Origin of the sequence: Pseudomonas putida (genome assembly GCF_001976065.1) — a bacterium.
In the GTDB taxonomy this organism is placed as follows: domain Bacteria; phylum Pseudomonadota; class Gammaproteobacteria; order Pseudomonadales; family Pseudomonadaceae; genus Aquipseudomonas; species Aquipseudomonas serbica.
Genome location: NZ_MNAH01000014.1, coordinates 66607 through 93097 on the forward strand (window position 1 = coordinate 66607; position 26491 = coordinate 93097).

Annotated in this window: 33 protein-coding genes; all 33 read right to left on the reverse strand. The window is 55.5% G+C overall.

The genetic code is table 11. The features are described 5' to 3' along the window. Positions 1-20: 20 nt before the first annotated feature. Positions 21-1022: a DNA-directed RNA polymerase subunit alpha gene (locus BKX96_RS30860; protein ID WP_007970428.1), complete on the reverse strand. Its 1002-nt coding sequence runs from the start codon at positions 1020-1022 to the stop codon at positions 21-23. A 22-nt stretch (positions 1023-1044) separates the two neighbouring features. Next, positions 1045-1665 (reverse strand): 30S ribosomal protein S4, encoded by a 621-nt coding sequence (gene rpsD / locus BKX96_RS30865; protein ID WP_003176404.1) that lies wholly within the window; start codon positions 1663-1665, stop codon positions 1045-1047. An 18-nt stretch (positions 1666-1683) separates the two neighbouring features. Further along, a complete protein-coding gene (gene rpsK, locus BKX96_RS30870; RefSeq protein WP_002555466.1) occupies positions 1684-2073 on the reverse strand; it encodes a 30S ribosomal protein S11 in 390 nt (129 codons plus the stop codon). 30 nt (positions 2074-2103) lie between these two features. Further along, positions 2104-2460 (reverse strand): 30S ribosomal protein S13, encoded by a 357-nt coding sequence (gene rpsM, locus BKX96_RS30875; protein WP_009045849.1) that lies wholly within the window; start codon positions 2458-2460, stop codon positions 2104-2106. Positions 2461-2590: 130 nt separating this feature from the next. Then, positions 2591-2707, reverse strand: coding sequence for a 50S ribosomal protein L36 (gene rpmJ, locus BKX96_RS32715; RefSeq protein WP_002555468.1), 117 nt, complete (start codon positions 2705-2707; stop codon positions 2591-2593). 24 nt (positions 2708-2731) lie between these two features. After that, on the reverse strand, positions 2732-4060 hold the full coding sequence (gene secY / locus BKX96_RS30880) for a preprotein translocase subunit SecY (RefSeq protein WP_008065724.1): 1329 nt from the start codon (positions 4058-4060) through the stop codon (positions 2732-2734). Continuing rightward, positions 4061-4498, reverse strand: a complete 438-nt coding sequence (rplO, locus tag BKX96_RS30885) for a 50S ribosomal protein L15 (RefSeq protein WP_003228720.1) — start codon at positions 4496-4498, stop codon at positions 4061-4063. Between the two features lie 3 nt (positions 4499-4501). Continuing rightward, positions 4502-4678: a 50S ribosomal protein L30 gene (gene rpmD / locus BKX96_RS30890; protein WP_003176408.1), complete on the reverse strand. Its 177-nt coding sequence runs from the start codon at positions 4676-4678 to the stop codon at positions 4502-4504. Between the two features lie 2 nt (positions 4679-4680). After that, positions 4681-5181, reverse strand: a complete 501-nt coding sequence (gene rpsE, locus BKX96_RS30895) for a 30S ribosomal protein S5 (RefSeq protein WP_003186035.1) — start codon at positions 5179-5181, stop codon at positions 4681-4683. Between the two features lie 3 nt (positions 5182-5184). Further along, positions 5185-5535, reverse strand: coding sequence for a 50S ribosomal protein L18 (gene rplR, locus BKX96_RS30900; protein ID WP_003186037.1), 351 nt, complete (start codon positions 5533-5535; stop codon positions 5185-5187). Positions 5536-5545: 10 nt separating this feature from the next. After that, a complete protein-coding gene (gene rplF, locus BKX96_RS30905) occupies positions 5546-6079 on the reverse strand; it encodes a 50S ribosomal protein L6 (RefSeq protein ID WP_003176412.1) in 534 nt (177 codons plus the stop codon). Between the two features lie 12 nt (positions 6080-6091). Beyond that, on the reverse strand, positions 6092-6484 hold the full coding sequence (rpsH, locus tag BKX96_RS30910; RefSeq protein WP_008065722.1) for a 30S ribosomal protein S8: 393 nt from the start codon (positions 6482-6484) through the stop codon (positions 6092-6094). A 208-nt stretch (positions 6485-6692) separates the two neighbouring features. Beyond that, a complete protein-coding gene (rpsN, locus tag BKX96_RS30915) occupies positions 6693-6998 on the reverse strand; it encodes a 30S ribosomal protein S14 (RefSeq protein WP_003176414.1) in 306 nt (101 codons plus the stop codon). Between the two features lie 13 nt (positions 6999-7011). Further along, positions 7012-7551, reverse strand: coding sequence for a 50S ribosomal protein L5 (rplE, locus tag BKX96_RS30920; protein ID WP_003210069.1), 540 nt, complete (start codon positions 7549-7551; stop codon positions 7012-7014). Between the two features lie 20 nt (positions 7552-7571). After that, positions 7572-7886, reverse strand: coding sequence for a 50S ribosomal protein L24 (rplX, locus tag BKX96_RS30925; RefSeq protein WP_003186046.1), 315 nt, complete (start codon positions 7884-7886; stop codon positions 7572-7574). Positions 7887-7897: 11 nt separating this feature from the next. Continuing rightward, positions 7898-8266: a 50S ribosomal protein L14 gene (gene rplN / locus BKX96_RS30930; protein ID WP_002555479.1), complete on the reverse strand. Its 369-nt coding sequence runs from the start codon at positions 8264-8266 to the stop codon at positions 7898-7900. Between the two features lie 23 nt (positions 8267-8289). Then, positions 8290-8556 carry a 30S ribosomal protein S17 gene (gene rpsQ, locus BKX96_RS30935; protein WP_003176419.1) on the reverse strand — a complete coding sequence of 89 codons (267 nt, stop codon included), beginning with the start codon at positions 8554-8556 and terminating at the stop codon, positions 8290-8292. 2 nt (positions 8557-8558) lie between these two features. Then, on the reverse strand, positions 8559-8750 hold the full coding sequence (gene rpmC, locus BKX96_RS30940; protein ID WP_002555481.1) for a 50S ribosomal protein L29: 192 nt from the start codon (positions 8748-8750) through the stop codon (positions 8559-8561). Continuing rightward, positions 8750-9163: a 50S ribosomal protein L16 gene (gene rplP, locus BKX96_RS30945; RefSeq protein WP_003228729.1), complete on the reverse strand. Its 414-nt coding sequence runs from the start codon at positions 9161-9163 to the stop codon at positions 8750-8752. Before rplP ends, rpmC begins: the two co-directional genes overlap by 1 nt. A gap of 12 nt (positions 9164-9175) precedes the next feature. Further along, positions 9176-9862: a 30S ribosomal protein S3 gene (gene rpsC, locus BKX96_RS30950; RefSeq protein ID WP_008065719.1), complete on the reverse strand. Its 687-nt coding sequence runs from the start codon at positions 9860-9862 to the stop codon at positions 9176-9178. Positions 9863-9875: 13 nt separating this feature from the next. Next, entirely contained in the window at positions 9876-10208 is a 333-nt protein-coding gene (gene rplV / locus BKX96_RS30955; RefSeq protein WP_003103908.1) for a 50S ribosomal protein L22, read from the reverse strand. Between the two features lie 11 nt (positions 10209-10219). Next, the gene (rpsS, locus tag BKX96_RS30960; RefSeq protein ID WP_002555486.1) at positions 10220-10495 is read right to left on the reverse strand and encodes a 30S ribosomal protein S19; all 276 of its coding nucleotides are present in this window, start codon (positions 10493-10495) and stop codon (positions 10220-10222) included. 16 nt (positions 10496-10511) lie between these two features. Next, positions 10512-11336: a 50S ribosomal protein L2 gene (rplB, locus tag BKX96_RS30965; RefSeq protein WP_003186055.1), complete on the reverse strand. Its 825-nt coding sequence runs from the start codon at positions 11334-11336 to the stop codon at positions 10512-10514. Between the two features lie 14 nt (positions 11337-11350). Beyond that, positions 11351-11650 (reverse strand): 50S ribosomal protein L23, encoded by a 300-nt coding sequence (rplW, locus tag BKX96_RS30970; RefSeq protein ID WP_002555488.1) that lies wholly within the window; start codon positions 11648-11650, stop codon positions 11351-11353. Further along, positions 11647-12249 carry a 50S ribosomal protein L4 gene (gene rplD, locus BKX96_RS30975; RefSeq protein ID WP_003228735.1) on the reverse strand — a complete coding sequence of 201 codons (603 nt, stop codon included), beginning with the start codon at positions 12247-12249 and terminating at the stop codon, positions 11647-11649. Before rplD ends, rplW begins: the two co-directional genes overlap by 4 nt. A gap of 12 nt (positions 12250-12261) precedes the next feature. Continuing rightward, positions 12262-12897, reverse strand: coding sequence for a 50S ribosomal protein L3 (gene rplC, locus BKX96_RS30980; RefSeq protein ID WP_003186059.1), 636 nt, complete (start codon positions 12895-12897; stop codon positions 12262-12264). An 80-nt stretch (positions 12898-12977) separates the two neighbouring features. Continuing rightward, positions 12978-13289 carry a 30S ribosomal protein S10 gene (rpsJ, locus tag BKX96_RS30985; RefSeq protein ID WP_003186070.1) on the reverse strand — a complete coding sequence of 104 codons (312 nt, stop codon included), beginning with the start codon at positions 13287-13289 and terminating at the stop codon, positions 12978-12980. 159 nt (positions 13290-13448) lie between these two features. Next, positions 13449-14642 (reverse strand): elongation factor Tu, encoded by a 1194-nt coding sequence (tuf, locus tag BKX96_RS30990; RefSeq protein ID WP_008065716.1) that lies wholly within the window; start codon positions 14640-14642, stop codon positions 13449-13451. 30 nt (positions 14643-14672) lie between these two features. Next, positions 14673-16778 (reverse strand): elongation factor G, encoded by a 2106-nt coding sequence (gene fusA / locus BKX96_RS30995; RefSeq protein WP_046815908.1) that lies wholly within the window; start codon positions 16776-16778, stop codon positions 14673-14675. A 30-nt stretch (positions 16779-16808) separates the two neighbouring features. After that, the gene (rpsG, locus tag BKX96_RS31000) at positions 16809-17279 is read right to left on the reverse strand and encodes a 30S ribosomal protein S7 (protein WP_002555493.1); all 471 of its coding nucleotides are present in this window, start codon (positions 17277-17279) and stop codon (positions 16809-16811) included. A gap of 119 nt (positions 17280-17398) precedes the next feature. Further along, positions 17399-17770, reverse strand: coding sequence for a 30S ribosomal protein S12 (gene rpsL / locus BKX96_RS31005; RefSeq protein WP_003186084.1), 372 nt, complete (start codon positions 17768-17770; stop codon positions 17399-17401). Positions 17771-17985: 215 nt separating this feature from the next. Further along, positions 17986-22185 (reverse strand): DNA-directed RNA polymerase subunit beta', encoded by a 4200-nt coding sequence (gene rpoC / locus BKX96_RS31010; RefSeq protein ID WP_008065703.1) that lies wholly within the window; start codon positions 22183-22185, stop codon positions 17986-17988. Positions 22186-22249: 64 nt separating this feature from the next. Further along, positions 22250-26323: a DNA-directed RNA polymerase subunit beta gene (rpoB, locus tag BKX96_RS31015; RefSeq protein WP_008018199.1), complete on the reverse strand. Its 4074-nt coding sequence runs from the start codon at positions 26321-26323 to the stop codon at positions 22250-22252. Positions 26324-26491: the final 168 nt, after the last annotated feature.

The window sequence follows — 26491 nt, forward strand, 5'->3', positions numbered from 1 at the left end:
ACGTTCGGTGATTACGACGATCAGGCAGTCGCCTTGTCGTCCTTCTTAAGACTTGCAGGCGGCCAGTTGTCGAGGCGCATGCCGAGGGACAGACCGCGGGAGGCCAGAACGTCCTTGATTTCAGTCAAGGATTTCTTGCCCAGGTTCGGAGTCTTCAACAGCTCTACTTCGGTACGCTGAATCAGGTCGCCGATGTAGTAGATGTTTTCCGCCTTAAGGCAGTTAGCCGAACGTACAGTCAGTTCCAGATCGTCAACCGGGCGAAGCAGGATCGGATCGATCTCGTCTTCCTGCTCGACAACCACTGGCTCACTGTCACCTTTGAGGTCGACGAACGCAGCCAACTGCTGTTGCAGGATGGTTGCAGCACGGCGGATAGCCTCTTCAGGATCCAGGGTACCGTTGGTTTCCAGATCAATAACCAGCTTGTCCAGGTTAGTACGCTGTTCGACACGGGCGTTTTCCACCACGTATGCGATACGGCGAACCGGGCTGAACGAAGAGTCAAGCTGCAAGCGACCGATGCTGCGGCTTTCGTCTTCATCGCTCTGACGCGAGTCTGCCGGTTCATAACCACGACCACGAGCTACTACGAGCTTCATGTTCAGGGCGCCGTTAGACGCCAGGTTAGCGATTACGTGATCGGGATTAACGATCTCGACATCATGATCCAGCTGAATATCGGCAGCGGTAACCACCCCCGAACCCTTCTTCGACAAGGTCAGCGTAACTTCGTCACGGCCGTGCAGCTTGATAGCCAGACCTTTAAGGTTCAACAGGATTTCAATTACGTCTTCCTGTACACCTTCGATGGCGCTGTACTCGTGGAGCACACCGTCAATCTCGGCCTCGACTACTGCACAGCCGGGCATTGAGGACAACAGGATGCGGCGCAGCGCGTTGCCCAGGGTGTGGCCAAAGCCACGCTCGAGAGGCTCGAGCGTGATCTTGGCGCGGGTTGGACTGACAACTTGCACATCAATGTGGCGAGGTGTCAGGAACTCATTTACCGAAATCTGCATGGATGCACCTATTTTCTAGCCCTTACTTGGAGTAGAGCTCGACAATCAGGCTTTCGTTGATGTCGGCGGACAGATCACTGCGAGCTGGAACGTTCTTGAAAACGCCCGACTTCTTCTCAGTGTCTACTTCTACCCATTCTACGCGGCCACGTTGGGCACACAGATCGAGAGCTTGGACAATGCGAAGTTGGTTTTTTGCTTTCTCGCGAACAGCGACCACGTCACCAGCACGAACCTGGTAGGACGGAACGTTAACGGTTTGACCGTTTACGCTGATCGACTTGTGCGATACCAGCTGACGGGATTCGGCGCGAGTCGAACCAAAGCCCATACGGTATACAACGTTGTCCAGACGGCATTCGAGCAGTTGCAGCAGGTTTTCACCGGTTGCACCTTTCTTGCCAGCAGCTTCTTTGTAGTAGCCGCTGAATTGACGCTCGAGAACGCCGTAGATACGACGGACCTTCTGCTTTTCACGCAGTTGGGTGCCGTAGTCGGACTGGCGACCGCGGCGTTGGCCGTGGATACCAGGTGCTGCTTCAATGTTGCACTTCGATTCGATCGCGCGCACGCCGCTCTTCAGGAAGAGATCGGTGCCTTCGCGACGAGCGAGTTTGCATTTTGGACCAATGTAACGAGCCATTCTTTACAATCTCCTGGATTACACGCGGCGCTTCTTCGGCGGACGGCACCCGTTGTGCGGGATTGGCGTCACGTCGGTGATGCTGGCGATCTTGTAGCCACAGCCGTTCAAAGCGCGGACTGCGGATTCACGACCTGGACCTGGACCTTTGACGTTTACGTCGAGGTTTTTCAGGCCGTATTCCAGCGCAGCTTGACCAGCACGTTCAGCAGCTACTTGAGCAGCAAACGGGGTGGACTTGCGGGAACCGCGGAAACCCGAACCACCGGAGGTAGCCCAGGAAAGAGCGTTACCTTGACGGTCGGTAATGGTCACGATGGTGTTGTTAAAAGATGCATGGATGTGGGCGATGCCATCAACCACTGTCTTTTTAACTTTTTTACGAGGACGAGCAGCAGGTTTTGCCATGATAATTTTCCTGTCGATTCGCTGGGGCGATTACTTGCGGATCGGCTTACGCGGACCTTTACGGGTACGCGCGTTGGTCTTGGTACGCTGACCGCGTACTGGCAGACCACGACGATGACGCAGACCGCGATAGCAACCGAGGTCCATCAAGCGCTTGATTTTCATGTTGATTTCGCGACGCAGGTCACCTTCAGTGGTGAACTTCGCCACTTCGCCACGCAGCTGTTCAATCTGCTCGTCGCTCAGATCTTTGATCTTTGCTGCTGGGTTTACCCCAGTCTCTGCACAAATTTTCTGTGCAGTAGTGCGACCAACACCATAGATGTAGGTCAGCGAGATAACAGTATGCTTGTTATCTGGAATGTTAACGCCTGCAATACGGGCCATTCAGTGGGACTCCAATTGACAGCTACCTACGCCCCGGAAGCCAAGAAATAGGGCGCGAGATAATATCGCTGTAATAACAAATAATCAACCCGGCAGCGCACTAGCTGCCGGGCTTGAAGCACAATCACACTCAGCCTTGGCGCTGTTTGTGACGCGGTTCCGCGCTGCAAATTACTCGAACAACACCTTCGCGGCGAATAATCTTGCAGTTACGGCACAGCTTTTTCACCGATGCACGAACTTTCATCACCAACTCCTCGAACCTTATGGGTCAGCGCAGCATGCCGCTGCCGTAACCCTTCAGGTTGGCTTTCTTCATCAGGGATTCGTACTGGTGCGAAACGAGGTGCGATTGTACTTGGGACATGAAGTCCATCACAACCACGACGACGATCAGCAACGAGGTCCCGCCAAGGTAGAACGGAACGTTGGCTGCAACCACCAGGAACTGGGGCAACAGGCACACGGCCGTCATGTAAAGAGCACCGAACAGGGTCAAACGAGTCAGAACGCCATCAATGTAGCGCGCAGACTGCTCACCTGGACGGATGCCCGGAATAAAGGCACCGGACTTCTTCAGGTTTTCCGCTACGTCTTTCGGATTGAACATCAACGCCGTATAGAAGAAGCAGAAGAAAATAATCCCTGCACTAAACAGCAGAATATTCAACGGCTGACCAGGAGCGATCGACTGCGAGATGTCCTGCAACCAGCCCATACCTTCAGACTGACCGAACCAGGCACCCAGCGAAGCCGGGAACAGCAAAATGCTGCTCGCGAAAATGGCCGGAATAACACCGGCCATGTTCACTTTCAGCGGCAAGTGGCTAGTCTGCGCAGCGAAGACCTTGCGGCCCTGCTGACGCTTGGCGTAGTGAACAGCAATACGACGCTGACCACGCTCAATGAACACCACGAAACCGATGATCGCTACTGCCAGCAAACCGATGGCAACCAGGGCGAAGATGTTGATATCACCCTGACGTGCAGACTCGAAAGACTGCCCGATCGCTCTCGGAAGACCGGCGACGATACCCGAAAAAATCAACATCGAGATACCGTTGCCAACACCACGCTCAGTAATCTGCTCACCCAGCCACATCATGAACATCGCACCAGCCACAAAAGTGGTTACCGCGACGAAATGGAAGCTAAAGTCACCAGTGAACGAAACGCCCTGCCCCGCCAGACCAATGGACATGCCAATGGCCTGGACAAGAGCAAGGACGACAGTGAGGTAGCGGGTGTACTGGCTGATCTTGCGACGGCCAGCTTCACCTTCCTTCTTCAACTGCTCCAGCTGCGGGCTGACGGCGGTCATCAGTTGCATGATGATCGATGCCGAAATGTACGGCATGATCCCCAGTGCAAAAATGCTCATCCGCTCCAGCGCGCCGCCGGAAAACATGTTGAACAAGCTAAGAATGGTCCCCTCATTCTGTCGAAACAGGTCCGCGAGTCGGTCCGGGTTAATACCTGGAACCGGGATGTGTGCGCCTATTCGGTAGACGATAATCGCCAGGAACAGAAAACGCAGACGAGCCCAGAGTTCAGACATACCGCCTTTGCCGAGCGCAGAGAGAGCACCTTGCTTAGCCATTTATTCCTCGAACTTGCCGCCAGCTGCTTCGATAGCCGCACGCGCACCTTTGGTGGCGCCGATTCCCTTGCCGATAGTGACAGCGCGAGTCACTTCACCGGACAGCATGATTTTCACACGCTGTACGTTGACGTTGATCACGTTGGCATCTTTCAGGGACTGCACGGTGACGATGTCGCCTTCCACTTTGGCCAGCTCGGACAGACGCACTTCTGCGCGGTCCATGGCTTTCAGGGAAACGAAACCGAACTTCGGCAGGCGACGATGCAGCGGCTGTTGACCGCCTTCAAAGCCTGGAGCAATGGTGCCACCGGAGCGGGAAGTCTGACCTTTGTGACCACGGCCACCAGTCTTACCCAAACCACTACCGATACCACGGCCCGGACGATGCTTTTCGCGACGGGAACCCGGCGCTGGACTCAGATCATTGAGTTTCATCGATTAACCCTCGACACGCAGCATGTAGTAAGCCTTGTTGATCATCCCGCGATTCTCGGGAGTATCCTGGACTTCTACAGTGTGACCGATGCGACGCAGACCCAGACCCTTAACGCACAGTTTGTGGTTAGGGATGCGGCCGGTCATGCTTTTGATCAGCGTAACTTTAACGGTAGCCATGATCAGAAGATCTCCTTGACGCTTTTGCCACGCTTGGCGGCAATGGATTCAGGAGACTGCATAGCCTTCAGACCCTTGAAAGTGGCGTGAACCACGTTTACAGGGTTAGTCGAGCCGTAGCACTTGGCCAGAACGTTCTGAACGCCAGCAACTTCGAGAACGGCACGCATTGCGCCGCCAGCGATGATACCGGTACCTTCAGAAGCAGGCTGCATGTACACCTTCGAAGCGCCATGGGCGGACTTCATTGCGTACTGCAGGGTGGTGCCGTTCAGATCAACCTGGATCATGTTGCGGCGAGCAGCTTCCATTGCCTTCTGGATCGCAGCAGGCACTTCACGCGACTTGCCACGGCCGAAGCCAACACGCCCTTTACCATCACCCACCACGGTCAACGCGGTGAAAGTGAAGATACGGCCGCCTTTAACGGTTTTGGCTACGCGGTTAACTTGAACCAGCTTCTCGATGTAGCCTTCGTCGCGCTTTTGGTCGTTATTTGACATAACTTAGAACTCCAGCCCAGCTTCACGAGCAGCATCAGCCAGCGCTTTAACGCGGCCGTGGTACTTGAAGCCAGAGCGGTCGAAAGCCACCTGCGAGACGCCAGCGGCCTTAGCACGCGTAGCGACCAGCTGGCCAACCTTAGTGGCCGCGTCGATGTTGCCAGTGGCGCCATCACGCAGTTCTTTATCCAAAGTCGAGGCGCTTGCCAGGACTTTGTTGCCGTCGGCCGAAATGACCTGGGCGTAGATGTGCTGCGAAGAGCGGAACACGCAGAGACGCACGACTTCGAGTTCGTGCATTTTCAGGCGTGCTTTGCGAGCGCGACGCAGTCGAGTAACTTTTTTGTCGGTCATTTGCTATGCCCTACTTCTTCTTGGCTTCTTTACGACGGACGACTTCGTCCGCGTAGCGCACACCTTTGCCTTTGTACGGCTCTGGTGGACGGAAGTCGCGGATCTCGGCGGCCACTTGACCTACCAGCTGCTTGTCGATGCCCTTGATCAGGATATCGGTCTGGCTAGGAGTCTCAGCGGTGATGCCTTCCGGCAGTTCGTAATCCACTGGATGCGAGAAGCCAAGAGCCAGGTTCAGCACTGTGCCTTTTGCTTGCGCTTTGTAACCAACACCGACCAGCTGGAGCTTGCGCTCGAAGCCTTGGCTTACGCCTTGGACCATGTTGTTTACCAACGCACGAGTGGTACCAGCCATTGCGCGAGTTTGTTGATCGCCATTGCGAGCAGCGAAACGCAGCTCACCAGCTTCTTCAACGATCTCAACGGACGAATGGATGTTCAGTTCGAGAGTGCCCTTGGCACCCTTCACCGAAAGCTGTTGGCCTGCGAATTTTACTTCGACGCCGGCTGGCAGCTTAACGGGGTTCTTAGCGACGCGAGACATGCTTATCCCCCCTTAGAACACAGTGCAAAGAACTTCGCCGCCGACACCGGCAGCGCGCGCAGCACGATCAGTCATCACACCCTTGTTGGTGGAGACGATAGACACACCGAGACCGCCACGAACTTTTGGCAGATCATCGACGGACTTGTACTGACGCAGGCCTGGACGGCTAACGCGCTTCACTTCTTCGATAACCGGACGGCCTTCGAAGTATTTCAGCTCGATAGACAGCAGTGGTTTGGTTTCGCTGCTGATCTGATAACCCGCGATGTAACCTTCGTCCTTCAGGACTTTGGCAACAGCTACCTTCAACGTGGAAGATGGCATGCTTACGACGGACTTTTCAGCCATCTGGGCATTACGGATTCGAGTTAGCATGTCCGCTAACGGGTCCTGCATACTCATGGGCTAGACGCTCCTAATACAGAAAAATTAGCCTTGCGGCTACTACGTGTCGCCGAGAATCTCCGGGTAAAAAAACACGGGCTCAGGCGAGCCGGGTATTCTAGACACACTCCGGAAATGAAACAAGCCCCAAAAGGGGCTTGTTCCAGATTCAAGGCCACCGGTGGTCAGGTTCTTGCGAACCTTCGCACCGAGACTTTGACAGTACTTACCAGCTGGCTTTAACCAGACCTGGTACGTCACCACGCATTGCCGCTTCACGCAGTTTGTTACGGCCAAGGCCGAACTTGCGGTAAACGCCGTGTGGACGACCGGTCAGGCGGCAGCGGTTACGCATGCGCGAAGCGCTTGCGTCACGTGGCTGCTTCTGCAGGGCTACTGTAGCTTCCCAACGCGCTTCTGGACTTGCGTTCAGATCAACGATGATAGCTTTCAGTGCTGCACGCTTCTTGGCGTACTTGGCAACCGTGAGCTGACGCTTCAGCTCGCGGTTTTTCATGCTCATCTTGGCCATGGTCCTACTCCAATCAGTTGCGGAACGGGAATTTGAACGCACGCAGCAGAGCGCGGCCTTCATCATCGTTCTTGGCAGTGGTGGTCAGGGTGATGTCCAGACCGCGGAGAGCATCGATCTTGTCGTAGTCGATTTCCGGGAAGATGATCTGCTCTTTCACGCCCATGCTGTAGTTGCCACGACCATCGAAGGACTTGGCATTCAGGCCGCGGAAGTCGCGAACCCGAGGCAGGGAGATCGACAGCAGACGATCCAGGAACTCGTACATACGCTCACGGCGCAGGGTCACTTTGACGCCGATCGGCCAACCTTCACGGACTTTAAAGCCAGCGATGGATTTGCGAGCGTAGGTCACAACGACTTTCTGGCCGGTGATCTTTTCCAGGTCAGCAACAGCGTGCTCGATGACTTTTTTGTCGCCGATCGCTTCGCCCAGACCCATGTTCAGGGTGATTTTGGTAACGCGCGGAACTTCCATCACGTTCGAAAGCTTAAGTTCTTCCTTAAGTTTCGGAGCGATTTCCTTCCGGTAAATCTCTTTTAGTCGTGCCATGGTCTTCTACCTAGCAGTGTTCAAGCATCAACCGCTTTTTGGGTCGACTTGAAGACACGAATTTTCTTACCGTCTTCTACTTTGAAACCAACGCGGTCAGCCTTGTTGGTTTCGCCGTTGAAGATGGCTACGTTAGAAGCGTGCAGTGGCGCTTCTTTCTCGACGATACCGCCTTGTACGCCCGACATCGGGTTAGGCTTGGTATGACGCTTGACCAGGTTCAGACCACCAACAACCAGACGGTTGTCAGCAAGAACCTTCAGCACCTTACCGCGCTTACCTTTGTCTTTGCCGGCGATCACGATGATCTCGTCGTCACGACGAATCTTTTGCATGTCGGATCTCCTTACAGCACTTCTGGGGCGAGCGAGACGATCTTCATGAACTTCTCAGTACGAAGTTCACGGGTCACTGGCCCAAAGATACGGGTGCCGATCGGCTCTTGCTTGTTGTTCAGAAGAACAGCAGCGTTGCCATCAAAGCGGATAATGGAGCCATCAGCACGACGTACGCCGTGACGAGTGCGGACTACAACAGCAGTCATCACTTGGCCTTTTTTCACTTTACCGCGAGGAATTGCTTCCTTCACGGTAACCTTGATGATGTCACCGATACCAGCGTAACGACGATGGGAGCCACCCAGCACCTTGATGCACATAACACGGCGAGCGCCGCTGTTATCGGCCACATCGAGCATGGATTGAGTCTGAATCATATAATTTCTCCGACCCCTAGTCCTTAGACTTCCACAGCGCGTTCGAGAACATCAACCAGCGCCCAAGACTTGGTCTTGGCCAAAGGACGAGTTTCACGAATAGTGACTTTGTCGCCGATGTGGCACTGATTGGTTTCGTCGTGCGCGTGCAGCTTAGTCGAACGCTTAACGTATTTACCGTAGATCGGGTGCTTAACGCGACGCTCGATCAGAACGGTGATGGTTTTGTCCATCTTGTCGCTGACAACACGGCCAGTCAGCGTACGGACAGTTTTTTCGGCTTCAGCCATGATTACTTACCTGCCTGCTGGTTGAGCACAGTCTTCACGCGAGCGATGTCACGCTTAACTTGCGAGAGCAGATGAGACTGCCCCAACTGGCCAGTTGCTTTCTGCATACGCAGATTGAACTGGTCGCGCAGCAGGCCGAGCAGTTGCTCGTTCAGCTGCTGTGCGGATTTTTCACGAAGTTCATTCGCTTTCATCACATCACCGTCCGTTTAACAAAGGAGGTGGCGAGCGGCAGCTTTGCAGCAGCCAGGGCGAAAGCCTCACGCGCCAGCTCTTCAGAAACACCCTCGATTTCATACAGGACTTTGCCTGGCTGAATCTGGGCAACCCAGTATTCCACGTTACCCTTACCTTTACCCATCCGAACCTCGAGAGGTTTTTTGGAGATCGGCTTGTCCGGGAATACACGGATCCAGATCTTGCCGCCACGTTTTACGTGACGGGTCAGAGCACGACGCGCTGACTCGATCTGACGAGCGGTGAGACGACCACGAGCTACAGACTTCAGCGCGAACTCGCCGAAGCTGACTTTGCTACCGCGCAATGCCAGGCCACGGTTGTGACCAGTCATTTGCTTGCGGAACTTCGTACGCTTTGGTTGCAACATTTGGCGTACCCCTTACTTAGCAGCTTTTTTACGAGGCGCTGGTGCTTGTGGTTTCAGTTCTTCTTGGCGACCACCAATTACTTCGCCTTTGAAGATCCAAACCTTTACACCGATCACACCGTAGGTGGTGTGAGCTTCGTAGTTGGCATAGTCGATGTCGGCACGCAGGGTGTGCAATGGCACACGACCTTCGCGATACCATTCAGTACGTGCGATTTCAGCACCGCCGAGACGACCGCTCACTTGGATTTTGATGCCTTTGGCACCAATGCGCATGGCGTTCTGAACAGCGCGCTTCATAGCGCGACGGAACATTACGCGACGCTCCAGCTGCTGAGCTACGCTCTGCGCAACCAGCATACCGTCGAGCTCCGGCTTGCGGATCTCTTCGATATTGATGTGCACAGGCACACCCATTTGCTTGGTCAGGTCCTGGCGCAGTTTCTCAACATCTTCACCTTTCTTCCCGATAACGATACCTGGACGAGCGGTGTGGATGGTGATGCGTGCAGTTTGAGCCGGACGATGGATATCGATACGGCTTACGGACGCGCTTTTTAGTTTGTCTTGGAGATACTCACGCACCTTCAGATCTGCGAGCAAATAGTCCGCATAAGTCCGACCGTCTGCGTACCAGACGGAGGTGTGCTCCTTGACGATTCCCAGGCGAATGCCAATGGGATGTACTTTCTGACCCATCTCTTCGACTCCGTTACTTGTCAGCAACCTTGACAGTGATATGGCAAGACCGCTTGACGATGCGATCAGCACGGCCTTTGGCACGTGGCATGATGCGCTTCAGCGAACGCCCTTCGTTGACGAAAACGGTGCTGACTTTCAGGTCATCAACGTCTGCGCCTTCGTTATGCTCGGCGTTGGCTACGGCCGACTCCAGCACTTTCTTCATGATCTCGGCGGCTTTCTTACTGCTGAAAGCCAACAGGTTGAGCGCTTCGCCCACCTTCTTCCCGCGGATCTGGTCGGCGACCAAGCGGGCTTTCTGGGCGGAGATTCGAGCGCCCGACAACTTAGCGGCTACTTCCATTTCCTAACCCCTTAACGCTTGGCTTTCTTGTCTGCCACGTGCCCGCGATAAGTGCGGGTACCGGCGAACTCGCCCAGTTTGTGGCCGACCATGTCTTCGTTAACGAGAACTGGGACGTGTTGACGACCGTTGTGTACTGCGATGGTCAGACCGACCATTTGTGGCAGGATCATCGAACGACGCGACCAGGTTTTCACCGGTTTGCGATCATTCTTTTCCGCCGCCACTTCGATCTTCTTCAGTAGGTGAAGATCGATAAAAGGACCTTTTTTCAGAGAACGTGGCACTGTCGTATCCCTCTATTTACTTGCGACGACGGACGATCATTTTGTCGGTACGCTTATTACCACGAGTCTTCGCGCCCTTAGTCGGGAAGCCCCATGGCGATACCGGATGACGACCACCAGAGGTACGACCTTCACCACCACCATGTGGGTGGTCAACCGGGTTCATGGCAACACCACGAACGGTTGGGCGAACGCCACGCCAGCGTTTGGCACCAGCTTTACCCAGCGAACGCAGGCTGTGCTCGGAGTTCGAGACTTCGCCCAGGGTCGCGCGGCATTCAGCCAGCACTTTACGCATCTCACCAGAACGCAGACGCAGGGTCACGTAAACGCCTTCACGAGCGATCAGCTGAGCCGAAGCACCAGCGGAACGAGCGATCTGAGCGCCTTTACCTGGCTTCAATTCGATGCCGTGTACGGTGCTACCAACTGGAATGTTACGCAGTTGCAGAGCGTTGCCCGGCTTGATCGGCGCCAGGGCACCTGCGATCAGCTGGTCGCCAGCGCTCACGCCTTTAGGGGCGATGATGTAGCGACGCTCGCCATCTGCGTACAGCAGCAGAGCGATGTGAGCAGTACGGTTTGGATCGTATTCGATACGCTCGACAGTGGCAGCGATGCCATCTTTGTCGTTGCGACGGAAATCGACCAGACGATAATGCTGCTTATGACCACCACCGATGTGACGAGTGGTAATACGGCCATTGTTGTTACGACCACCAGACTTCGACTTCTTCTCGAGCAGCGGTGCGTGAGGAGCGCCTTTATGCAGCTCCTGGTTGACCACCTTGACCACAAAACGGCGGCCAGGGGAAGTCGGTTTGCATTTAACGATTGCCATGATGCACCCCTTCCTTACTCAGCACTGCTGCTGAAATCGAGATCTTGGCCTGGCTGAAGGGAGATAACTGCCTTCTTCCAGTCATTACGCTTGCCCAGACCGCGAGCAGTGCGCTTGCTCTTACCCAGAACATTCAGGGTAGTAACACGCTCTACTTTCACGCTGAACAGGCTTTCGACGGCCTTCTTGATTTCCAGCTTGGTTGCGTCAGTAGCAACCTTGAAAACGAACTGGCCTTTCTTGTCTGCCAGAACCGTAGCCTTCTCGGAAACGTGCGGGCCAAGCAGAACTTTAAATACGCGTTCCTGGTTCATCCCAGCAGCTCCTCGAATTTCTTCACGGCCGACACGGTGATCAACACCTTGTCGTATGCGATCAGACTAACTGGATCGGAACCTTGCACGTCACGTACATCTACGTGTGGCAGGTTACGAGCAGCCAGGTACAGGTTCTGATCAACAGCGTCCGACACGATCAGAACGTCGGTCAGGCTCATGTTGTTCAGTTTGCCCAGCAGGTCTTTGGTTTTCGGCGTTTCAACGGCGAAATCCTGAACCACGACCAGACGATCAGTACGCACCAGCTCAGCAAGGATGGAACGCATTGCTGCGCGGTACATCTTCTTGTTCAGCTTCTGGGAGTGATCCTGAGGACGAGCTGCGAAAGTGGTACCGCCGCCACGCCAGATTGGGCTACGGATAGTACCGGCACGAGCACGGCCAGTACCTTTCTGACGCCATGGGCGCTTACCGCCACCACGAACGTCGGAACGGGTCTTTTGCTGCTTGGAACCCTGACGACCGCCAGCCATGTAGGCCACGACTGCTTGGTGAACCAGCGTCTCGTTGAATTCGCCGCCAAATGTCAGTTCGGAAACTTCGATCGCTTGAGCGTCATTTACATTTAATTGCATGTCAGCTTCCCCTTAACCGCGAGCCTTGGCTGCTGGACGTACAACCAAGTTGCCGCCAGTAGCGCCAGGAACAGCGCCCTTGACCAACAACAGATTGCGTTCAGCGTCCACGCGCACTACTTCGAGGGACTGCACGGTCACGCGCTCAGCGCCCATATGACCGGACATTTTTTTGCCCTTGAATACACGACCAGGAGTCTGGCACTGGCCGATAGAGCCTGGAACGCGGTGGGATACGGAGTTACCGTGGGTGTTATCTTGCCCGCGGAAATTCCAACGCTTGATCGTACCCTGGAAGCCTTTACCCTTGGACTGACCGGTTACATCAACCAGTTGACCAGCGGCGAAGATTTCAGCGTTGATCAGATCGCCGGCCTGGTACTCGCCTTCTTCAAGACGGAATTCCATTACGGTACGACCAGCGGCAACGTTCGCTTTAGCGAAGTGGCCAGCCTGAGCTGCTGTTACACGCGAAGCACGACGCTCGCCGACAGTGACTTGCACTGCACGATAGCCATCGGTCTCTTCAGTTTTGAACTGGGTGACGCGATTCGGTTCGATCTCAATGACCGTGACCGGAATGGAGACACCTTCTTCGGTGAAAATACGGGTCATACCGCATTTACGACCGACTACACCAATAGTCATGTTGTAAACCTCATGAGTGTACGGGGCTTTCACCCGCTATGGCCGCCCATTTCAGAGCGTTACACGACTAAGACCGAGTCTTAGCCGAGGCTGATCTGCACTTCCACACCGGCCGCAAGATCAAGCTTCATAAGTGCATCAACGGTTTTATCCGTTGGCTGGACGATGTCCAGAACGCGCTTATGAGTACGGATCTCGTACTGGTCACGCGCGTCTTTGTTGACGTGCGGGGAGACCAGAACGGTGAACCGCTCTTTACGGGTAGGCAGTGGAATTGGACCACGCACTTGAGCACCAGTACGTTTCGCGGTTTCCACGATTTCCTGGGTGGATTGGTCGATCAGGCGATGGTCAAAAGCCTTCAACCTGATACGGATTTGCTGATTTTGCATTGGATTTCAGACTCCGGCTGCTATTCCCACCGGGCGCAATACGCCCGTTAAAAGGAGGCGCAATTCTATAGACGCCCCAGATAGGTGTCAACCCAATAAAAAAGGCCCCCGCTGAGCGGGGGCCTTTTCAAAGCATCGAAGCTATCTCAAAAGAGATGCTTACTCGATGATTTTAGCTACAACGCCAGCACCAACGGTACGGCCGCCTTCACGGATTGCGAAGCGCAGACCGTCTTCCATTGCGATGGTTTTGATCAGGGTAACAGTCATCTGAATGTTGTCACCTGGCATTACCATTTCAACGCCTTCTGGCAGCTCGCAGTTACCGGTCACGTCAGTAGTACGGAAGTAGAACTGTGGACGGTAGCCTTTGAAGAACGGAGTGTGACGACCGCCTTCTTCCTTGCTCAGAACGTAAACTTCTGCGGTGAACTTGGTGTGCGGCTTAACCGAACCTGGCTTAACCAGAACCTGGCCACGCTCAACGTCGTCACGCTTGGTACCACGCAGCAGAACGCCGCAGTTCTCGCCAGCACGACCTTCGTCGAGCAGCTTGCGGAACATCTCAACACCGGTGCAGGTAGTGGTGGTGGTGTCACGCAGACCAACGATTTCCAGTGCATCTTGAACGCGAACGATACCGCGCTCGATACGACCAGTCACAACAGTACCACGACCCGAGATCGAGAATACGTCTTCGATTGGCATCAGGAATGGCTTGTCGATAGCACGCTCTGGCTCTGGGATGTAGGTATCCAGAGTTTCAACCAGCTTACGAACGGCAGTGGTGCCCATTTCGTTGTCGTCTTTGCCTTCCAGCGCCATACGAGCCGAACCGATGATGATCGGAGTGTCGTCGCCTGGGAAGTCATAGGTGGACAGCAGGTCGCGAACTTCCATCTCAACCAGTTCCAGCAGCTCAGCGTCGTCTACCAGGTCAGCCTTGTTCAGGAAAACCACGATGTACGGAACGCCTACCTGACGGGACAGCAGGATGTGCTCACGGGTTTGTGGCATCGGACCATCAGCGGCCGAGCAAACCAGGATCGCGCCGTCCATCTGGGCAGCACCGGTGATCATGTTCTTCACGTAGTCAGCGTGACCTGGGCAGTCAACGTGAGCGTAGTGACGAATGTTCGAGTTGTACTCGACGTGCGCGGTATTGATGGTGATACCACGAGCTTTTTCTTCTGGAGCGCTGTCGATCTTGTCGAATTCAACTACGGCCGAACCGAAAACTTCGGAGCAGACGCGAGTCAGAGCAGCGGTCAGAGTGGTTTTACCGTGGTCAACGTGGCCGATGGTGCCAACGTTTACGTGCGGTAGGGAACGATCAAATTTTTCTTTAGCCACGACAATTAACTCCTTGCCTAAAGGACTGAATCAGCCTTGTTTTTTGGTAACGGTTTCGACGATGTGCGACGGAGCCGTATTGTATTTTTTGAATTCCATAGAGTAGCTTGCGCGACCCTGGGACATCGAACGAACGTCGGTCGCATAACCGAACATTTCGCCCAACGGAACTTCAGCACGGATAACCTTACCGGAAACCGTGTCTTCCATACCCAGAATCATGCCGCGACGACGGTTCAGGTCGCCCATCACGTCACCCATATAGTCTTCAGGCGTAACAACCTCTACCGCCATGATCGGCTCGAGCAACTCACCACCGCCCTTCTGGGCCAGTTGCTTGGTCGCCATGGAAGCAGCCACCTTAAACGCCATCTCGTTCGAGTCGACGTCGTGGTAAGAACCATCAAACACGGTAGCCTTCAGGCCGATCAGCGGATAGCCGGCAACAACACCGTTCTTCATCTGCTCTTCGATACCCTTCTGGATAGCCGGGATGTATTCCTTAGGAACCACACCACCCACTACTTCGTTCAGGAATTGCAGACCTTCCTGACCTTCGTCAGCAGGTGCAAAACGAATCCAGCAGTGACCGAACTGGCCACGACCGCCGGACTGGCGAACGAACTTGCCTTCGATTTCGCAGCTCTTCGTGATGCGCTCACGGTACGAAACTTGAGGCTTACCGATGTTGGCTTCGACGTTGAACTCACGGCGCATCCGGTCAACCAGGATGTCCAGGTGCAGCTCGCCCATGCCGGAGATGATCGTTTGACCAGTCTCTTCATCAGTTTTGACGCGGAAAGACGGGTCTTCCTGAGCAAGTTTGCCCAGAGCGATACCCATTTTTTCCTGGTCATCCTTGGTCTTAGGCTCTACGGCAACCGAAATAACCGGCTCCGGGAAGTCCATGCGAACCAGGATGATTGGCTTGTCAGCGTTGCAGAGGGTTTCACCAGTGGTGACGTCCTTCATGCCGATCAGGGCCGCGATGTCGCCAGCGCGCACTTCCTTGATCTCTTCACGGGCGTTTGCGTGCATTTGCACCATACGACCCACGCGCTCTTTCTTGCCTTTAACCGAGTTGATCACGCCGTCGCCGGAGGCCAACACGCCCGAGTAAACGCGGACGAAGGTCAAGGTACCCACGAATGGGTCGGTAGCGATCTTGAACGCCAGAGCCGAGAACGGCTCGTTGTCGTCTGCATGACGCTCCATTTGCTTTTCCTCGTCATCCGGGTCAGTACCCTTGATGGCAGGAATGTCGGTCGGAGCCGGCAGGTAGTCGATAACGGCGTCGAGAACCAGGGGAACACCCTTGTTCTTGAAGGAAGAACCGCAAACAGCCAGGACGATTTCGCCAGCGATAGTACGCTGACGCAGAGCGGCCTTGATTTCCTCGATGGAAAGCTCTTCGCCTTCGAGGTACTTGTTCATCAGCTCTTCGCTGGCTTCGGCCGCAGCCTCAACCATGTTGCTGCGCCACTCTTCAGCCAGTTCCTGCAGTTCAGCAGGGATAGCTTCGCGACGTGGAGTCATGCCCTTGTCAGCATCGTTCCAGTAAACCGCTTCCATGGTCATCAGATCGATCTGACCCTGGAAGTTGTCTTCGGAACCGATAGCCAACTGGATCGGCACCGGAGTGTGACCCAGACGCTGCTTGATCTGAGCGATCACGCGCAGGAAGTTCGCGCCGGCACGGTCCATCTTGTTCACGTAAACGATACGTGGAACACCGTATTTGTTGGCTTGACGCCATACGGTTTCGGACTGAGGCTCAACGCCGGAAGTGCCGCAGAACACAACGACCGCGCCATCGAGTACACGCAGGGAACGTTCAACTTCAATGGTGAAGTCTACGTGGCCTGGGGTATCGATGACGTTGAAGCGGTATTGGTCCTTGTGCTGCTTCGCAGAACCCTGCCAGAAAGCGGTGATAGCAGCAGAAGTAATGGTAATACCACGCTCCTGCTCCTGCACCATCCAGTCTGTGGTCGCGGCGCCGTCATGCACCTCGCCCATCTTGTGACTTTTGCCAGTGTAAAAAAGGACGCGCTCGGTGGTGGTGGTTTTACCAGCATCCACGTGAGCAACGATACCAATGTTACGGTAGCGATTAATCGGTGTAGTACGAGCCATAAAGCCCTCGCAAATTGAGTGACGCTAAAATTAGAAGCGGTAGTGCGAGAAAGCTTTGTTAGCTTCAGCCATACGGTGCACGTCTTCACGCTTCTTAACTGCAGCACCTTTACCTTCGGCAGCGTCCAACAGTTCGCCAGCCAAACGCAGAGCCATAGACTTCTCGCCGCGCTTACGGGCGAAGTCTACCAACCAGCGCATTGCCAGAGCGTTACGACGGGACGGACGAACTTCAACCGGAACCTGGTAAGTAGCACCGCCTACACGGCGCGACTTTACTTCGACCAGCGGAGCGATGGCGTCGAGAGCTTTCTCGAAGATTTCCAGGGGGTCGCTGTTCTTGCGTTCTTTAACCTTTTCCAGCGCGCCATAAACGATACGCTCGGCAACGGCTTTCTTGCCGCTTTCCATCACGTGGTTCATGAACTTGGCCAGGATTTGGCTTCCGTATTTTGGATCGTCAAGCACTTCGCGCTTGGCTGCTACGCGTCTTCTTGGCATGGATAAGCCCTCAAACGGTCTTCAGGTTCGCTCGGAATCGGTGCCCATTACGGGACGCCTCCGACCTTACTCTTATCGACTCAGAAAAATAGAAATCAGTTTTTTGCAGCAAGCGACCATTACTTCGGACGCTTGGTACCGTACTTCGAACGACCCTGGTTACGACCTTTAACGCCGGAGGTATCCAACGAACCGCGAACGGTGTGGTAACGAACACCTGGCAAGTCTTTTACACGACCGCCGCGGATCAGTACCACGCTGTGCTCTTGCAGGTTGTGGCCTTCACCGCCGATGTACGAGGAAACCTCGAAACCGTTGGTCAGGCGCACACGGCATACTTTACGCAGTGCCGAGTTAGGTTTTTTCGGCGTGGTGGTGTACACACGGGTGCACACGCCACGGCGTTGCGGGCAGTTCTGCAGCGCAGGTACGTCGGATTTCTCGACGATACGCTTACGCGGCTGACGTACCAGCTGGTTGATAGTTGCCATCTACTAGCTCCACTGTTGTCTTGCGACGCTATTGTCTTGCAAGAAAAGCAAAATGGCAGGAACGTATTCCCGCCAAATTTAGGGGTACAAGAGTCTAAAGAGGATCTTGCCCCCAGTCAAGGCAAGGCCCCGACCTCCCCGCCCATCAAACCTCGACAAATTGTCTCGATTCGATGAACGGAGTGGTCAGGGCCTCAGCTCATTTACCGCAGAACTCAGTTACCGCTCGAGTTCAGCGCTTCGGTCAGTGCAGCTTCCACTTCACTGGCGCTCACGCGCAACGGTTTGTCTGCATCACGGCGACGCTTACGCTCGCTGTGATAAGCCAGACCGGTACCAGCCGGGATCAGACGACCCACGACCACGTTTTCTTTCAGGCCGCGCAGATAATCGCGCTTGCCGGTTACCGCCGCTTCGGTCAGTACGCGAGTGGTTTCCTGGAAGGAAGCCGCCGAGATGAACGATTCGGTGGACAACGACGCCTTGGTGATACCCAGCAGAACGCGAGTGAACTTGGAGACAAACTTGTCTTCGCCGCTCAAGCGCTCGTTCTCTACCAGAACGTGAGTCAATTCCATCTGGTCGCCCTTGATGAAACTGGAATCGCCGGATTCAGCGATTTCAACTTTACGCAGCATCTGACGCAGGATGGTCTCGATGTGCTTGTCGTTGATCTTCACGCCTTGCAGACGGTAAACGTCCTGGATCTCGTTAACGATGTACTTGGCCAGCGCACTTACACCCAGCAGACGCAGGATGTCGTGTGGATCGCTCGGGCCGTCGGAGATAACTTCGCCGCGGTTTACCTGTTCGCCTTCGAACACGTTCAGGTGACGCCACTTCGGAATCAGCTCTTCATACGGATCGCTACCGTCGTTCGGGGTAATAACCAGACGGCGCTTGCCCTTGGTTTCTTTACCGAACGCGATGGTGCCGCTGACTTCAGCCAGAATCGACGCTTCTTTCGGACGACGAGCTTCGAACAAGTCGGCAACACGCGGCAGACCACCGGTGATGTCACGGGTCTTCGAAGTTTCTTGCGGGATACGAGCGATAACATCACCGATCGCGATCTTCGCACCGTCCGCTACACCGACCAGGGCGTTGGCTGGCAGGAAGTACTGAGCGATAACGTCAGTGCCTGGCAGCAACAGATCCTTGCCGTTGTCATCAACCATCTTCACAGCAGGACGGATATCTTTACCGGCAGCTGGACGGTCTTTGGCGTCGAGTACTTCAATGTTGGTCATACCGGTCAATTCGTCAGTCTGACGCTTGATCGTGATGCCTTCTTCCATGCCCACGTAGGTCACGGTACCTTTCATTTCGGTAACGATCGGGTGAGTGTGCGGATCCCACTTGGCCACGATTGCGCCAGCGTCGACCTTGTCACCTTCTTTAACCGAAATCACGGCACCGTACGGCAGCTTGTAACGCTCGCGCTCACGACCGAAGTCGTCAGCGATTGCCAGCTCACCGGAACGGGACACAGCAACCAGGTGGCCATCCACTCGCTCAACGTGCTTCAGGTTATGCAGACGGACGGTACCGCCATTCTTGACCTGAACGCTGTCGGCCGCGGAGGTCCGGCTTGCCGCACCACCGATGTGGAACGTACGCATCGTCAGCTGGGTACCCGGCTCACCGATGGACTGGGCAGCGATAACGCCGACCGCTTCACCGATGTTCACCTGGTGACCACGAGCCAGGTCGCGACCGTAGCACTTGGCGCAGATGCCGAAACGGGTTTCGCAGCTGATCGGCGAACGTACAATCACTTCGTCGATGCTGTTGAGCTCGATGAACTCGACCCACTTCTCGTCGACCAGGGTGCCGGCAGGAACGATGACGTCCTCGGTACCTGGCTTGAATACGTCACGGGCGATAACACGACCCAATACGCGTTCACCCAACGGCTCTACAACGTCACCGCCTTCAATGTGCGGAGTCATCAGCAGACCGTGTTCGGTGCCGCAATCGATCTCGGTTACAACCAGGTCTTGCGCCACGTCTACCAGACGACGGGTCAGGTAACCCGAGTTCGCCGTTTTCAACGCGGTATCCGCCAGACCTTTACGAGCACCGTGAGTGGAGATGAAGTACTGGAGTACGCTCAAACCTTCACGGAAGTTCGCGGTAATCGGCGTTTCGATGATGGAGCCATCCGGCTTGGCCATCAGGCCACGCATACCGGCCAGCTGACGAATCTGTGCTGCGGAACCCCGCGCACCCGAGTCGGCCATCATGTACATCGAGTTGAAGGACTCTTGGTCGACTTCGACGCCATGACGGTCGATGACTTTCTCTTTCGAGAGGTTGGCCATCATCGCCTTGGAAACTTCGTCGTTCGCCTTGGACCAAAGGTCGATCACTTTGTTGTACTTCTCGCCCTGGGTTACCAGGCCGGAGGCGTACTGACTTTCGATCTCTTTCACTTCGTCGGTGGCAGCACCGATGATGCGGGCTTTTTCATCAGGGATAACGAAGTCGTTAACGCCGATGGAAACGCCGGAAATGGTCGAATAGGCAAAACCGGTGTACATCAACTGGTCAGCGAAGATCACGGTCTCTTTCAGACCAACCACGCGGTAGCACTGGTTGATCAGCTTGGAGATCGCCTTTTTCTTCATCGGCAGGTTGACGACGTCGTACGACAGACCTTTTGGCACAACCTGGAACAACAGCGCACGACCGACGGTAGTGTCGACGATACGGGTGTTGGTCACGCTGCCGCCATCACGGTCGTTGACGGTTTCGTTGATCCGGACTTTGACCTTGGCGTGCAGTGCGGCTTCGCCGGCACGGAACACACGGTCAACTTCCTGCAGATCCGCGAACACACGACCTTCGCCCTTGGCGTTGATCGCTTCACGCGTCATGTAGTACAGACCCAATACAACGTCCTGCGACGGAACGATGATTGGCTCACCGTTGGCTGGCGACAGAATGTTGTTGGTCGACATCATCAACGCACGCGCTTCCAGCTGGGCTTCCAGCGTCAGCGGTACGTGCACGGCCATTTGGTCGCCGTCGAAGTCGGCGTTGTACGCAGCACAGACCAGAGGGTGCAGCTGGATAGCCTTACCTTCGATCAGTACCGGTTCAAACGCCTGGATACCCAGACGGTGAAGGGTCGGTGCACGGTTGAGAAGAACCGGGTGTTCGCGAATCACTTCAGCGAGAACGTCCCAAACCTCTGGCAGTTCGCGCTCGACCATCTTCTTGGCAGCCTTGATGGTGGTCGCGAGACCACGCATTTCCAGCTTGCCGAAAATGAACGGTTTGAACAGCTCGAGAGCCATCTTCTTCGGCAGACCGCACTGGTGCAGACGCAGGGTCGGACCTACGGTAATTACCGAACGACCGGAGTAGTCAACACGCTTACCGAGCAAGTTCTGACGGAAACGACCCTGCTTACCCTTGATCATGTCAGCCAGGGATTTCAGAGGACGCTTGTTGGAACCGGTGATAGCGCGGCCACGACGACCGTTGTCGAGCAGTGCATCGACAGCTTCCTGCAACATGCGCTTTTCGTTGCGCACGATGATGTCCGGAGCGGACAGATCCAGCAGGCGCTTCAAACGGTTGTTACGGTTGATCACTCGACGATACAGATCGTTGAGGTCGGAAGTCGCGAAGCGACCGCCATCGAGCGGGACCAGTGGACGCAGATCTGGCGGCAGAACCGGCAGAACGGTCAGCACCATCCACTCTGGCAGGTTGCCGGAACCCTGGAAGGCTTCCATCAACTTCAGACGCTTGGACAGCTTCTTGATCTTGGTTTCCGAGTTGGTTTGCGGAATTTCTTCACGCAGGCGGCCAATCTCGTGCTCCAGGTCGATAGCGTGCAGCAGTTCGCGGACAGCTTCGGCACCCATGCGGGCATCGAAATCGTCGCCGAACTCTTCCAGCGCTTCGAAGTACTGCTCGTCGTTGAGCAGCTGACCTTTTTCAAGGGTGGTCATGCCTGGATCGATAACGACGTAGCTCTCGAAGTAGAGAACGCGCTCGATATCACGCAGGGTCATGTCCATCAGCAAGCCGATACGGGACGGCAGCGATTTCAGGAACCAGATGTGGGCAACTGGCGAGGCCAGTTCGATGTGCGCCATGCGCTCACGACGAACTTTTGCCAGCGCGACTTCAACGCCGCACTTCTCGCAGATCACACCACGGTGCTTCAAGCGCTTGTACTTACCGCACAGGCACTCGTAATCCTTTACCGGGCCAAAGATCTTGGCGCAGAACAGGCCGTCACGCTCAGGTTTGAACGTACGGTAGTTGATGGTTTCCGGCTTTTTAACTTCACCGAACGACCACGAACGGATCATCTCAGGCGATGCCAATCCGATACGGATGGCGTCGAACTCTTCGACTTGACCCTGGTTTTTCAGCAAATTCAGTAGGTCTTTCAAGGCCTTTCCTCCTGGCGGAGCAGAGAGCGGGCAATCCTGCCCCGCTCTCGATTCGCGTCACGTGTTATTCGGTTTCCAGATCGATATCGATGCCGAGGGAACGAATTTCCTTGATCAACACGTTGAAGGACTCGGGCATGCCCGGCTCCATACGGTGATCGCCATCCACGATGTTTTTGTACATCTTGGTACGGCCGTTCACATCGTCCGACTTCACTGTGAGCATTTCTTGCAGAGTGTAAGCGGCACCGTATGCTTCCAGTGCCCAGACCTCCATCTCCCCGAAACGCTGACCACCGAACTGCGCCTTACCACCCAGCGGCTGCTGGGTAACCAGGCTGTACGAACCGGTAGAACGCGCGTGCATCTTGTCGTCTACCAAGTGGTTCAGCTTCAGCATGTACATGTAGCCAACGGTAACCGGGCGCTCGAACTTGTTGCCGGTACGGCCGTCGGTCAGCTGCATCTGGCCGCTTTCTGGCAGGTCTGCCAGTTTCAGCATGGCCTTGATTTCGCTTTCCTTGGCGCCGTCGAACACTGGAGTGGCCATTGGAACGCCGCCACGCAGGTTTTGAGCCAGATCCAGGATTTCCTGGTCGGAGAAGTCATCGAGGCTTTCCTGACGACCGCCGATCTCGTTGTAGATCTCGTGCAGGAACTTGCGCAGCTCGGCAACTTTACGCTGCTCTTCAACCATGCGGTTGATCTTCTCGCCCAGACCTTTGGCCGCGAGGCCCAGGTGGGTTTCAAGGATCTGACCGACGTTCATACGCGAAGGTACGCCCAACGGGTTGAGGACGACGTCGACCGGGGTGCCATTGGCATCGTGCGGCATGTCTTCAACCGGCATGATCACGGAGACCACACCCTTGTTACCGTGACGACCGGCCATCTTGTCGCCCGGCTGGATGCGACGACGGATTGCCAGGTAAACCTTGACGATTTTCAGCACGCCTGGAGCCAGGTCATCGCCCTGCTGCAGTTTGCGCTTCTTGTCTTCGAACTTGTCGTCCAGCAGACGGCGACGATCAACGATGTAGGCCTGGGCCTTCTCGAGCTGCTCGTTCAGAGCATCTTCAGCCATGCGCAGTTTGAACCACTGACCGTGCTCAAGACCGTCGAGAACTTCGTCGGTGATGTCCTGGCCTTTCTTCAGACCGGCACCGCCTTCGGCTTTGTGGCCGACCAGAGCGGAACGCAGACGTTCGAAAGTAGCACCTTCAACGATGCGGAACTCTTCGTTCAGGTCCTTGCGGATTTCGTCCAGCTGGGACTTCTCGATCGACAGGGCACGAGCATCACGCTCAACGCCGTCGCGGGTGAAGACCTGTACGTCGATGACAGTACCTTTGGTACCGGTAGGTACACGCAGGGAGGTGTCTTTAACGTCGCTGGCTTTTTCACCGAAGATCGCACGCAGCAGTTTTTCTTCCGGAGTCAGCTGGGTCTCGCCTTTCGGAGTGACCTTACCCACCAGGATGTCGCCTGCGCCAACTTCAGCACCTACGTAAACGATACCGGCTTCGTCCAGCTTGTTCAGTGCAGCTTCACCCACGTTCGGGATGTCGGCAGTGATTTCCTCTGGGCCAAGCTTGGTGTCACGGGCCACACAGGTCAGTTCCTGAATGTGGATCGTGGTGAAACGGTCTTCCTGAACAACGCGTTCCGACAGGCAGATGGAGTCTTCGAAGTTGAAGCCGTTCCATGCCATGAAGGCGATGCGCATGTTCTGACCCAGTGCCAGCTCACCCATGTCGGTGGACGGACCGTCGGCCATGATGTCGCTACGCTGAACCCGATCACCTTTACGTACCAGCGGACGCTGGTTGATGCAGGTGTTCTGGTTGGAGCGGGTGTACTTGGTCAGGTTGTAGATGTCGACACCGGCTTCACCGGTTTCAACTTCGTCATCGGCAACACGAACCACGATACGGCTGGCGTCGACGGAGTCGATCACGCCGCCACGACGAGCCACGACGCAAACGCCGGAGTCACGGGCTACGTTACGCTCCATGCCGGTACCTACCAGCGGCTTGTCAGCGCGCAGGGTTGGTACAGCTTGACGCTGCATGTTCGAACCCATCAACGCACGGTTGGCGTCGTCGTGCTCGAGGAACGGAATCAGCGACGCTGCAACCGAAACTACCTGCTTCGGCGAAACGTCCATCAAGGTGACGTCTTCCGGCGCCTTGACGGTGAATTCGTTCAAGTGACGAACAGCAACCAGCTCGTCGATCAGGACTTTCTTGTCGTTCATCGTGGCCGAAGCCTGAGCGATCACGTGATCAGCTTCTTCGATGGCGGACAGGAACACGATCTCGTCGGTGACCAGAGCGTCTTTCACCACACGGTACGGGCTCTCGAGGAAGCCGTACTGGTTGGTGCGCGCATAGGCGGCCAGGGAGTTGATCAGACCGATGTTCGGACCTTCCGGCGTTTCGATCGGGCAAACACGACCGTAGTGCGTCGGGTGTACGTCACGAACCTCAAAGCCGGCACGCTCACGGGTCAGACCACCAGGGCCGAGTGCAGAGACACGACGCTTGTGGGTGATCTCGGACAGCGGGTTGTTCTGGTCCATGAACTGGGACAGCTGGCTGGAACCGAAGAACTCTTTCACCGCCGCAGCCACAGGCTTGGCGTTGATCAGGTCTTGCGGCATCAGGCCTTCGCTTTCTGCCATCGACAGACGCTCTTTGACCGCACGCTCAACACGCACCAGGCCAACGCGGAACTGGTTCTCGGCCATTTCGCCTACGCAGCGAACACGACGGTTACCCAGGTGGTCGATGTCATCGACGATGCCTTTACCGTTACGGATGTCGACCAGGGTCTTCAGTACCGCGACGATGTCTTCCTTGCACAGCACGCCCGAACCTTCGATCTCGGTACGACCGATACGACGGTTGAACTTCATCCGGCCGACCGCAGACAGGTCGTAGCGCTCAGGGCTGAAGAACAGGTTGTTGAACAGAGTCTCGGCAGCGTCTTTGGTTGGCGGCTCGCCAGGACGCATCATGCGATAGATCTCGACCAGCGCTTCCAGTTGGTTGCTGGTGGAGTCGATCTTCAGCGTGTCGGAGACGAACGGACCGCAGTCGATATCGTTGGTGTACAGAGTTTCGATGCGAACAACGCCGGCCTTGGCGATTTTCGCCAGGATCTCGGTGTTCAGCTCGGTGTTGCACTCTGCCAGGATTTCGCCGGTTGCCGGATGCACGATGACCTTGGCGGTTGTGCGACCCAGGACGTAGTCCAGAGGCACATCCAGCTCTTTGATCCCGGCTTTTTCCAGCTGGTTGATGTGGCGAGCAGTGATACGACGACCTTGCTCGACAATAACCTTGCCTTTGTCGTCCTGGATATCGAGGACAGCGATTTCACCGCGCAGGCGCTGAGGCACCAGCTCCAGGCTCAGGGTCTCGCCCTTAACGTGGAATACGTTGGTGGTGTAGAACGCGTCCAGCACTTCTTCAGTGGTATAGCCGAGCGCGCGCAGCAGTACCGATGCAGGCAGCTTGCGACGACGGTCGATACGCACGAACACGCAGTCTTTCGGGTCGAACTCGAAGTCCAGCCACGAACCGCGGTAAGGAATGATGCGCGCGGAGTACAGCAGTTTACCGGAGCTGTGCGTCTTGCCACGGTCGTGGTCGAAGAACACGCCAGGGGAACGGTGCAGCTGGGAAACGATTACACGCTCGGTACCGTTGATTACGAAGGTACCGTTCTCAGTCATCAGGGGGATTTCACCCATGTAGACTTCTTGCTCTTTGATGTCCTTGATCGCTTTGTTCGACGATTCTTTGTCGAAAATGATCAGGCGCACTTTTACCCGCAAAGGTACGGCGTAAGTTACACCGCGCAATACGCATTCTTTGACATCAAATGCCGGTTCGCCCAGGCGATAACCGACGTACTCCAGCGCAGCATTGCCGGAGTAGCTGATGATCGGGAAAACGGATTTGAAGGCCGCATGCAGGCCCACGTCGCGGAACTGATCTTTAGTCGCTCCCGCTTGCAAGAATTCACGATACGAATCCAGCTGGATGGCCAGGAGGTACGGCACATCCATGACGTCCGGCAACTTGCTAAAGTCCTTGCGGATACGTTTTTTCTCAGTATATGAGTAAGCCATCAGCGTTCCCCAGCTTGGTCACCTGCTTGTTTGGCCCCTCCCGACGGGAGCAGCCAGAAAATCGTGCAAACCCCATGGTTTGCGCCACCGCATCGGGTGGTTACAGCTCGTTACCGGCACCGACCCAGTCGGCTGCCAATAACGGAAAAAGGCCGGTGGCAAGAGCCA

Excerpts from the sequence above, each read along its gene's own strand:
- rpoB (WP_008018199.1), bottom strand. The coding sequence starts at position 26,323 with ATGGCTTACTCATATACTGAGAAAAAACGTATCCGCAAGGACTTTAGC.
- rpmJ (WP_002555468.1), bottom strand. The coding sequence starts at position 2,707 with ATGAAAGTTCGTGCATCGGTGAAAAAGCTGTGCCGTAACTGCAAGATT.
- rpsL (WP_003186084.1), bottom strand. The coding sequence starts at position 17,770 with ATGGCAACTATCAACCAGCTGGTACGTCAGCCGCGTAAGCGTATCGTC.
- rpsK (WP_002555466.1), bottom strand. The coding sequence starts at position 2,073 with ATGGCAAAACCTGCTGCTCGTCCTCGTAAAAAAGTTAAAAAGACAGTG.
- rpsQ (WP_003176419.1), bottom strand. The coding sequence starts at position 8,556 with ATGGCTGAAGCCGAAAAAACTGTCCGTACGCTGACTGGCCGTGTTGTC.
- rpmD (WP_003176408.1), bottom strand. The coding sequence starts at position 4,678 with ATGGCTACCGTTAAAGTTACGCTGATCAAAAGCATGACCGGCCGCATC.
- rplD (WP_003228735.1), bottom strand. The coding sequence starts at position 12,249 with ATGCAATTAAATGTAAATGACGCTCAAGCGATCGAAGTTTCCGAACTG.
- rpsM (WP_009045849.1), bottom strand. The coding sequence starts at position 2,460 with ATGGCCCGTATTGCAGGCGTTAACATTCCAGATAACAAGCATACTGTT.
- rplX (WP_003186046.1), bottom strand. The coding sequence starts at position 7,886 with ATGCAAAAGATTCGTCGTGACGACGAGATCATCGTGATCGCCGGCAAA.
- secY (WP_008065724.1), bottom strand. The coding sequence starts at position 4,060 with ATGGCTAAGCAAGGTGCTCTCTCTGCGCTCGGCAAAGGCGGTATGTCT.
- rplE (WP_003210069.1), bottom strand. The coding sequence starts at position 7,551 with ATGGCACGACTAAAAGAGATTTACCGGAAGGAAATCGCTCCGAAACTT.
- rplW (WP_002555488.1), bottom strand. The coding sequence starts at position 11,650 with ATGAACCAGGAACGCGTATTTAAAGTTCTGCTTGGCCCGCACGTTTCC.
- rplF (WP_003176412.1), bottom strand. The coding sequence starts at position 6,079 with ATGTCTCGCGTCGCTAAGAACCCCGTTAAGCTGCCAGCCGGCGTCGAA.
- rpsJ (WP_003186070.1), bottom strand. The coding sequence starts at position 13,289 with ATGCAAAATCAGCAAATCCGTATCAGGTTGAAGGCTTTTGACCATCGC.
- rplC (WP_003186059.1), bottom strand. The coding sequence starts at position 12,897 with ATGACTATTGGTGTAGTCGGTCGTAAATGCGGTATGACCCGTATTTTC.
- rplP (WP_003228729.1), bottom strand. The coding sequence starts at position 9,163 with ATGTTGCAACCAAAGCGTACGAAGTTCCGCAAGCAAATGACTGGTCAC.
- rpsE (WP_003186035.1), bottom strand. The coding sequence starts at position 5,181 with ATGTCAAATAACGACCAAAAGCGCGACGAAGGCTACATCGAGAAGCTG.
- rpsN (WP_003176414.1), bottom strand. The coding sequence starts at position 6,998 with ATGGCCAAGATGAGCATGAAAAACCGCGAGCTGAAGCGTCAGCTCACG.
- rpmC (WP_002555481.1), bottom strand. The coding sequence starts at position 8,750 with ATGAAAGCGAATGAACTTCGTGAAAAATCCGCACAGCAGCTGAACGAG.
- BKX96_RS30860 (WP_007970428.1), bottom strand. The coding sequence starts at position 1,022 with ATGCAGATTTCGGTAAATGAGTTCCTGACACCTCGCCACATTGATGTG.
- rpsD (WP_003176404.1), bottom strand. The coding sequence starts at position 1,665 with ATGGCTCGTTACATTGGTCCAAAATGCAAACTCGCTCGTCGCGAAGGC.
- rplV (WP_003103908.1), bottom strand. The coding sequence starts at position 10,208 with ATGGAAGTAGCCGCTAAGTTGTCGGGCGCTCGAATCTCCGCCCAGAAA.
- rplR (WP_003186037.1), bottom strand. The coding sequence starts at position 5,535 with ATGACCGACAAAAAAGTTACTCGACTGCGTCGCGCTCGCAAAGCACGC.
- rplB (WP_003186055.1), bottom strand. The coding sequence starts at position 11,336 with ATGGCAATCGTTAAATGCAAACCGACTTCCCCTGGCCGCCGTTTTGTG.
- rpsG (WP_002555493.1), bottom strand. The coding sequence starts at position 17,279 with ATGCCAAGAAGACGCGTAGCAGCCAAGCGCGAAGTGCTTGACGATCCA.
- rpsC (WP_008065719.1), bottom strand. The coding sequence starts at position 9,862 with ATGGGTCAGAAAGTACATCCCATTGGCATTCGCCTGGGAATCGTCAAG.
- rpsH (WP_008065722.1), bottom strand. The coding sequence starts at position 6,484 with ATGAGTATGCAGGACCCGTTAGCGGACATGCTAACTCGAATCCGTAAT.
- rplN (WP_002555479.1), bottom strand. The coding sequence starts at position 8,266 with ATGATTCAGACTCAATCCATGCTCGATGTGGCCGATAACAGCGGCGCT.
- rplO (WP_003228720.1), bottom strand. The coding sequence starts at position 4,498 with ATGAAACTCAATGATCTGAGTCCAGCGCCGGGTTCCCGTCGCGAAAAG.
- fusA (WP_046815908.1), bottom strand. The coding sequence starts at position 16,778 with ATGGCTCGTACTACACCGATTAATCGCTACCGTAACATTGGTATCGTT.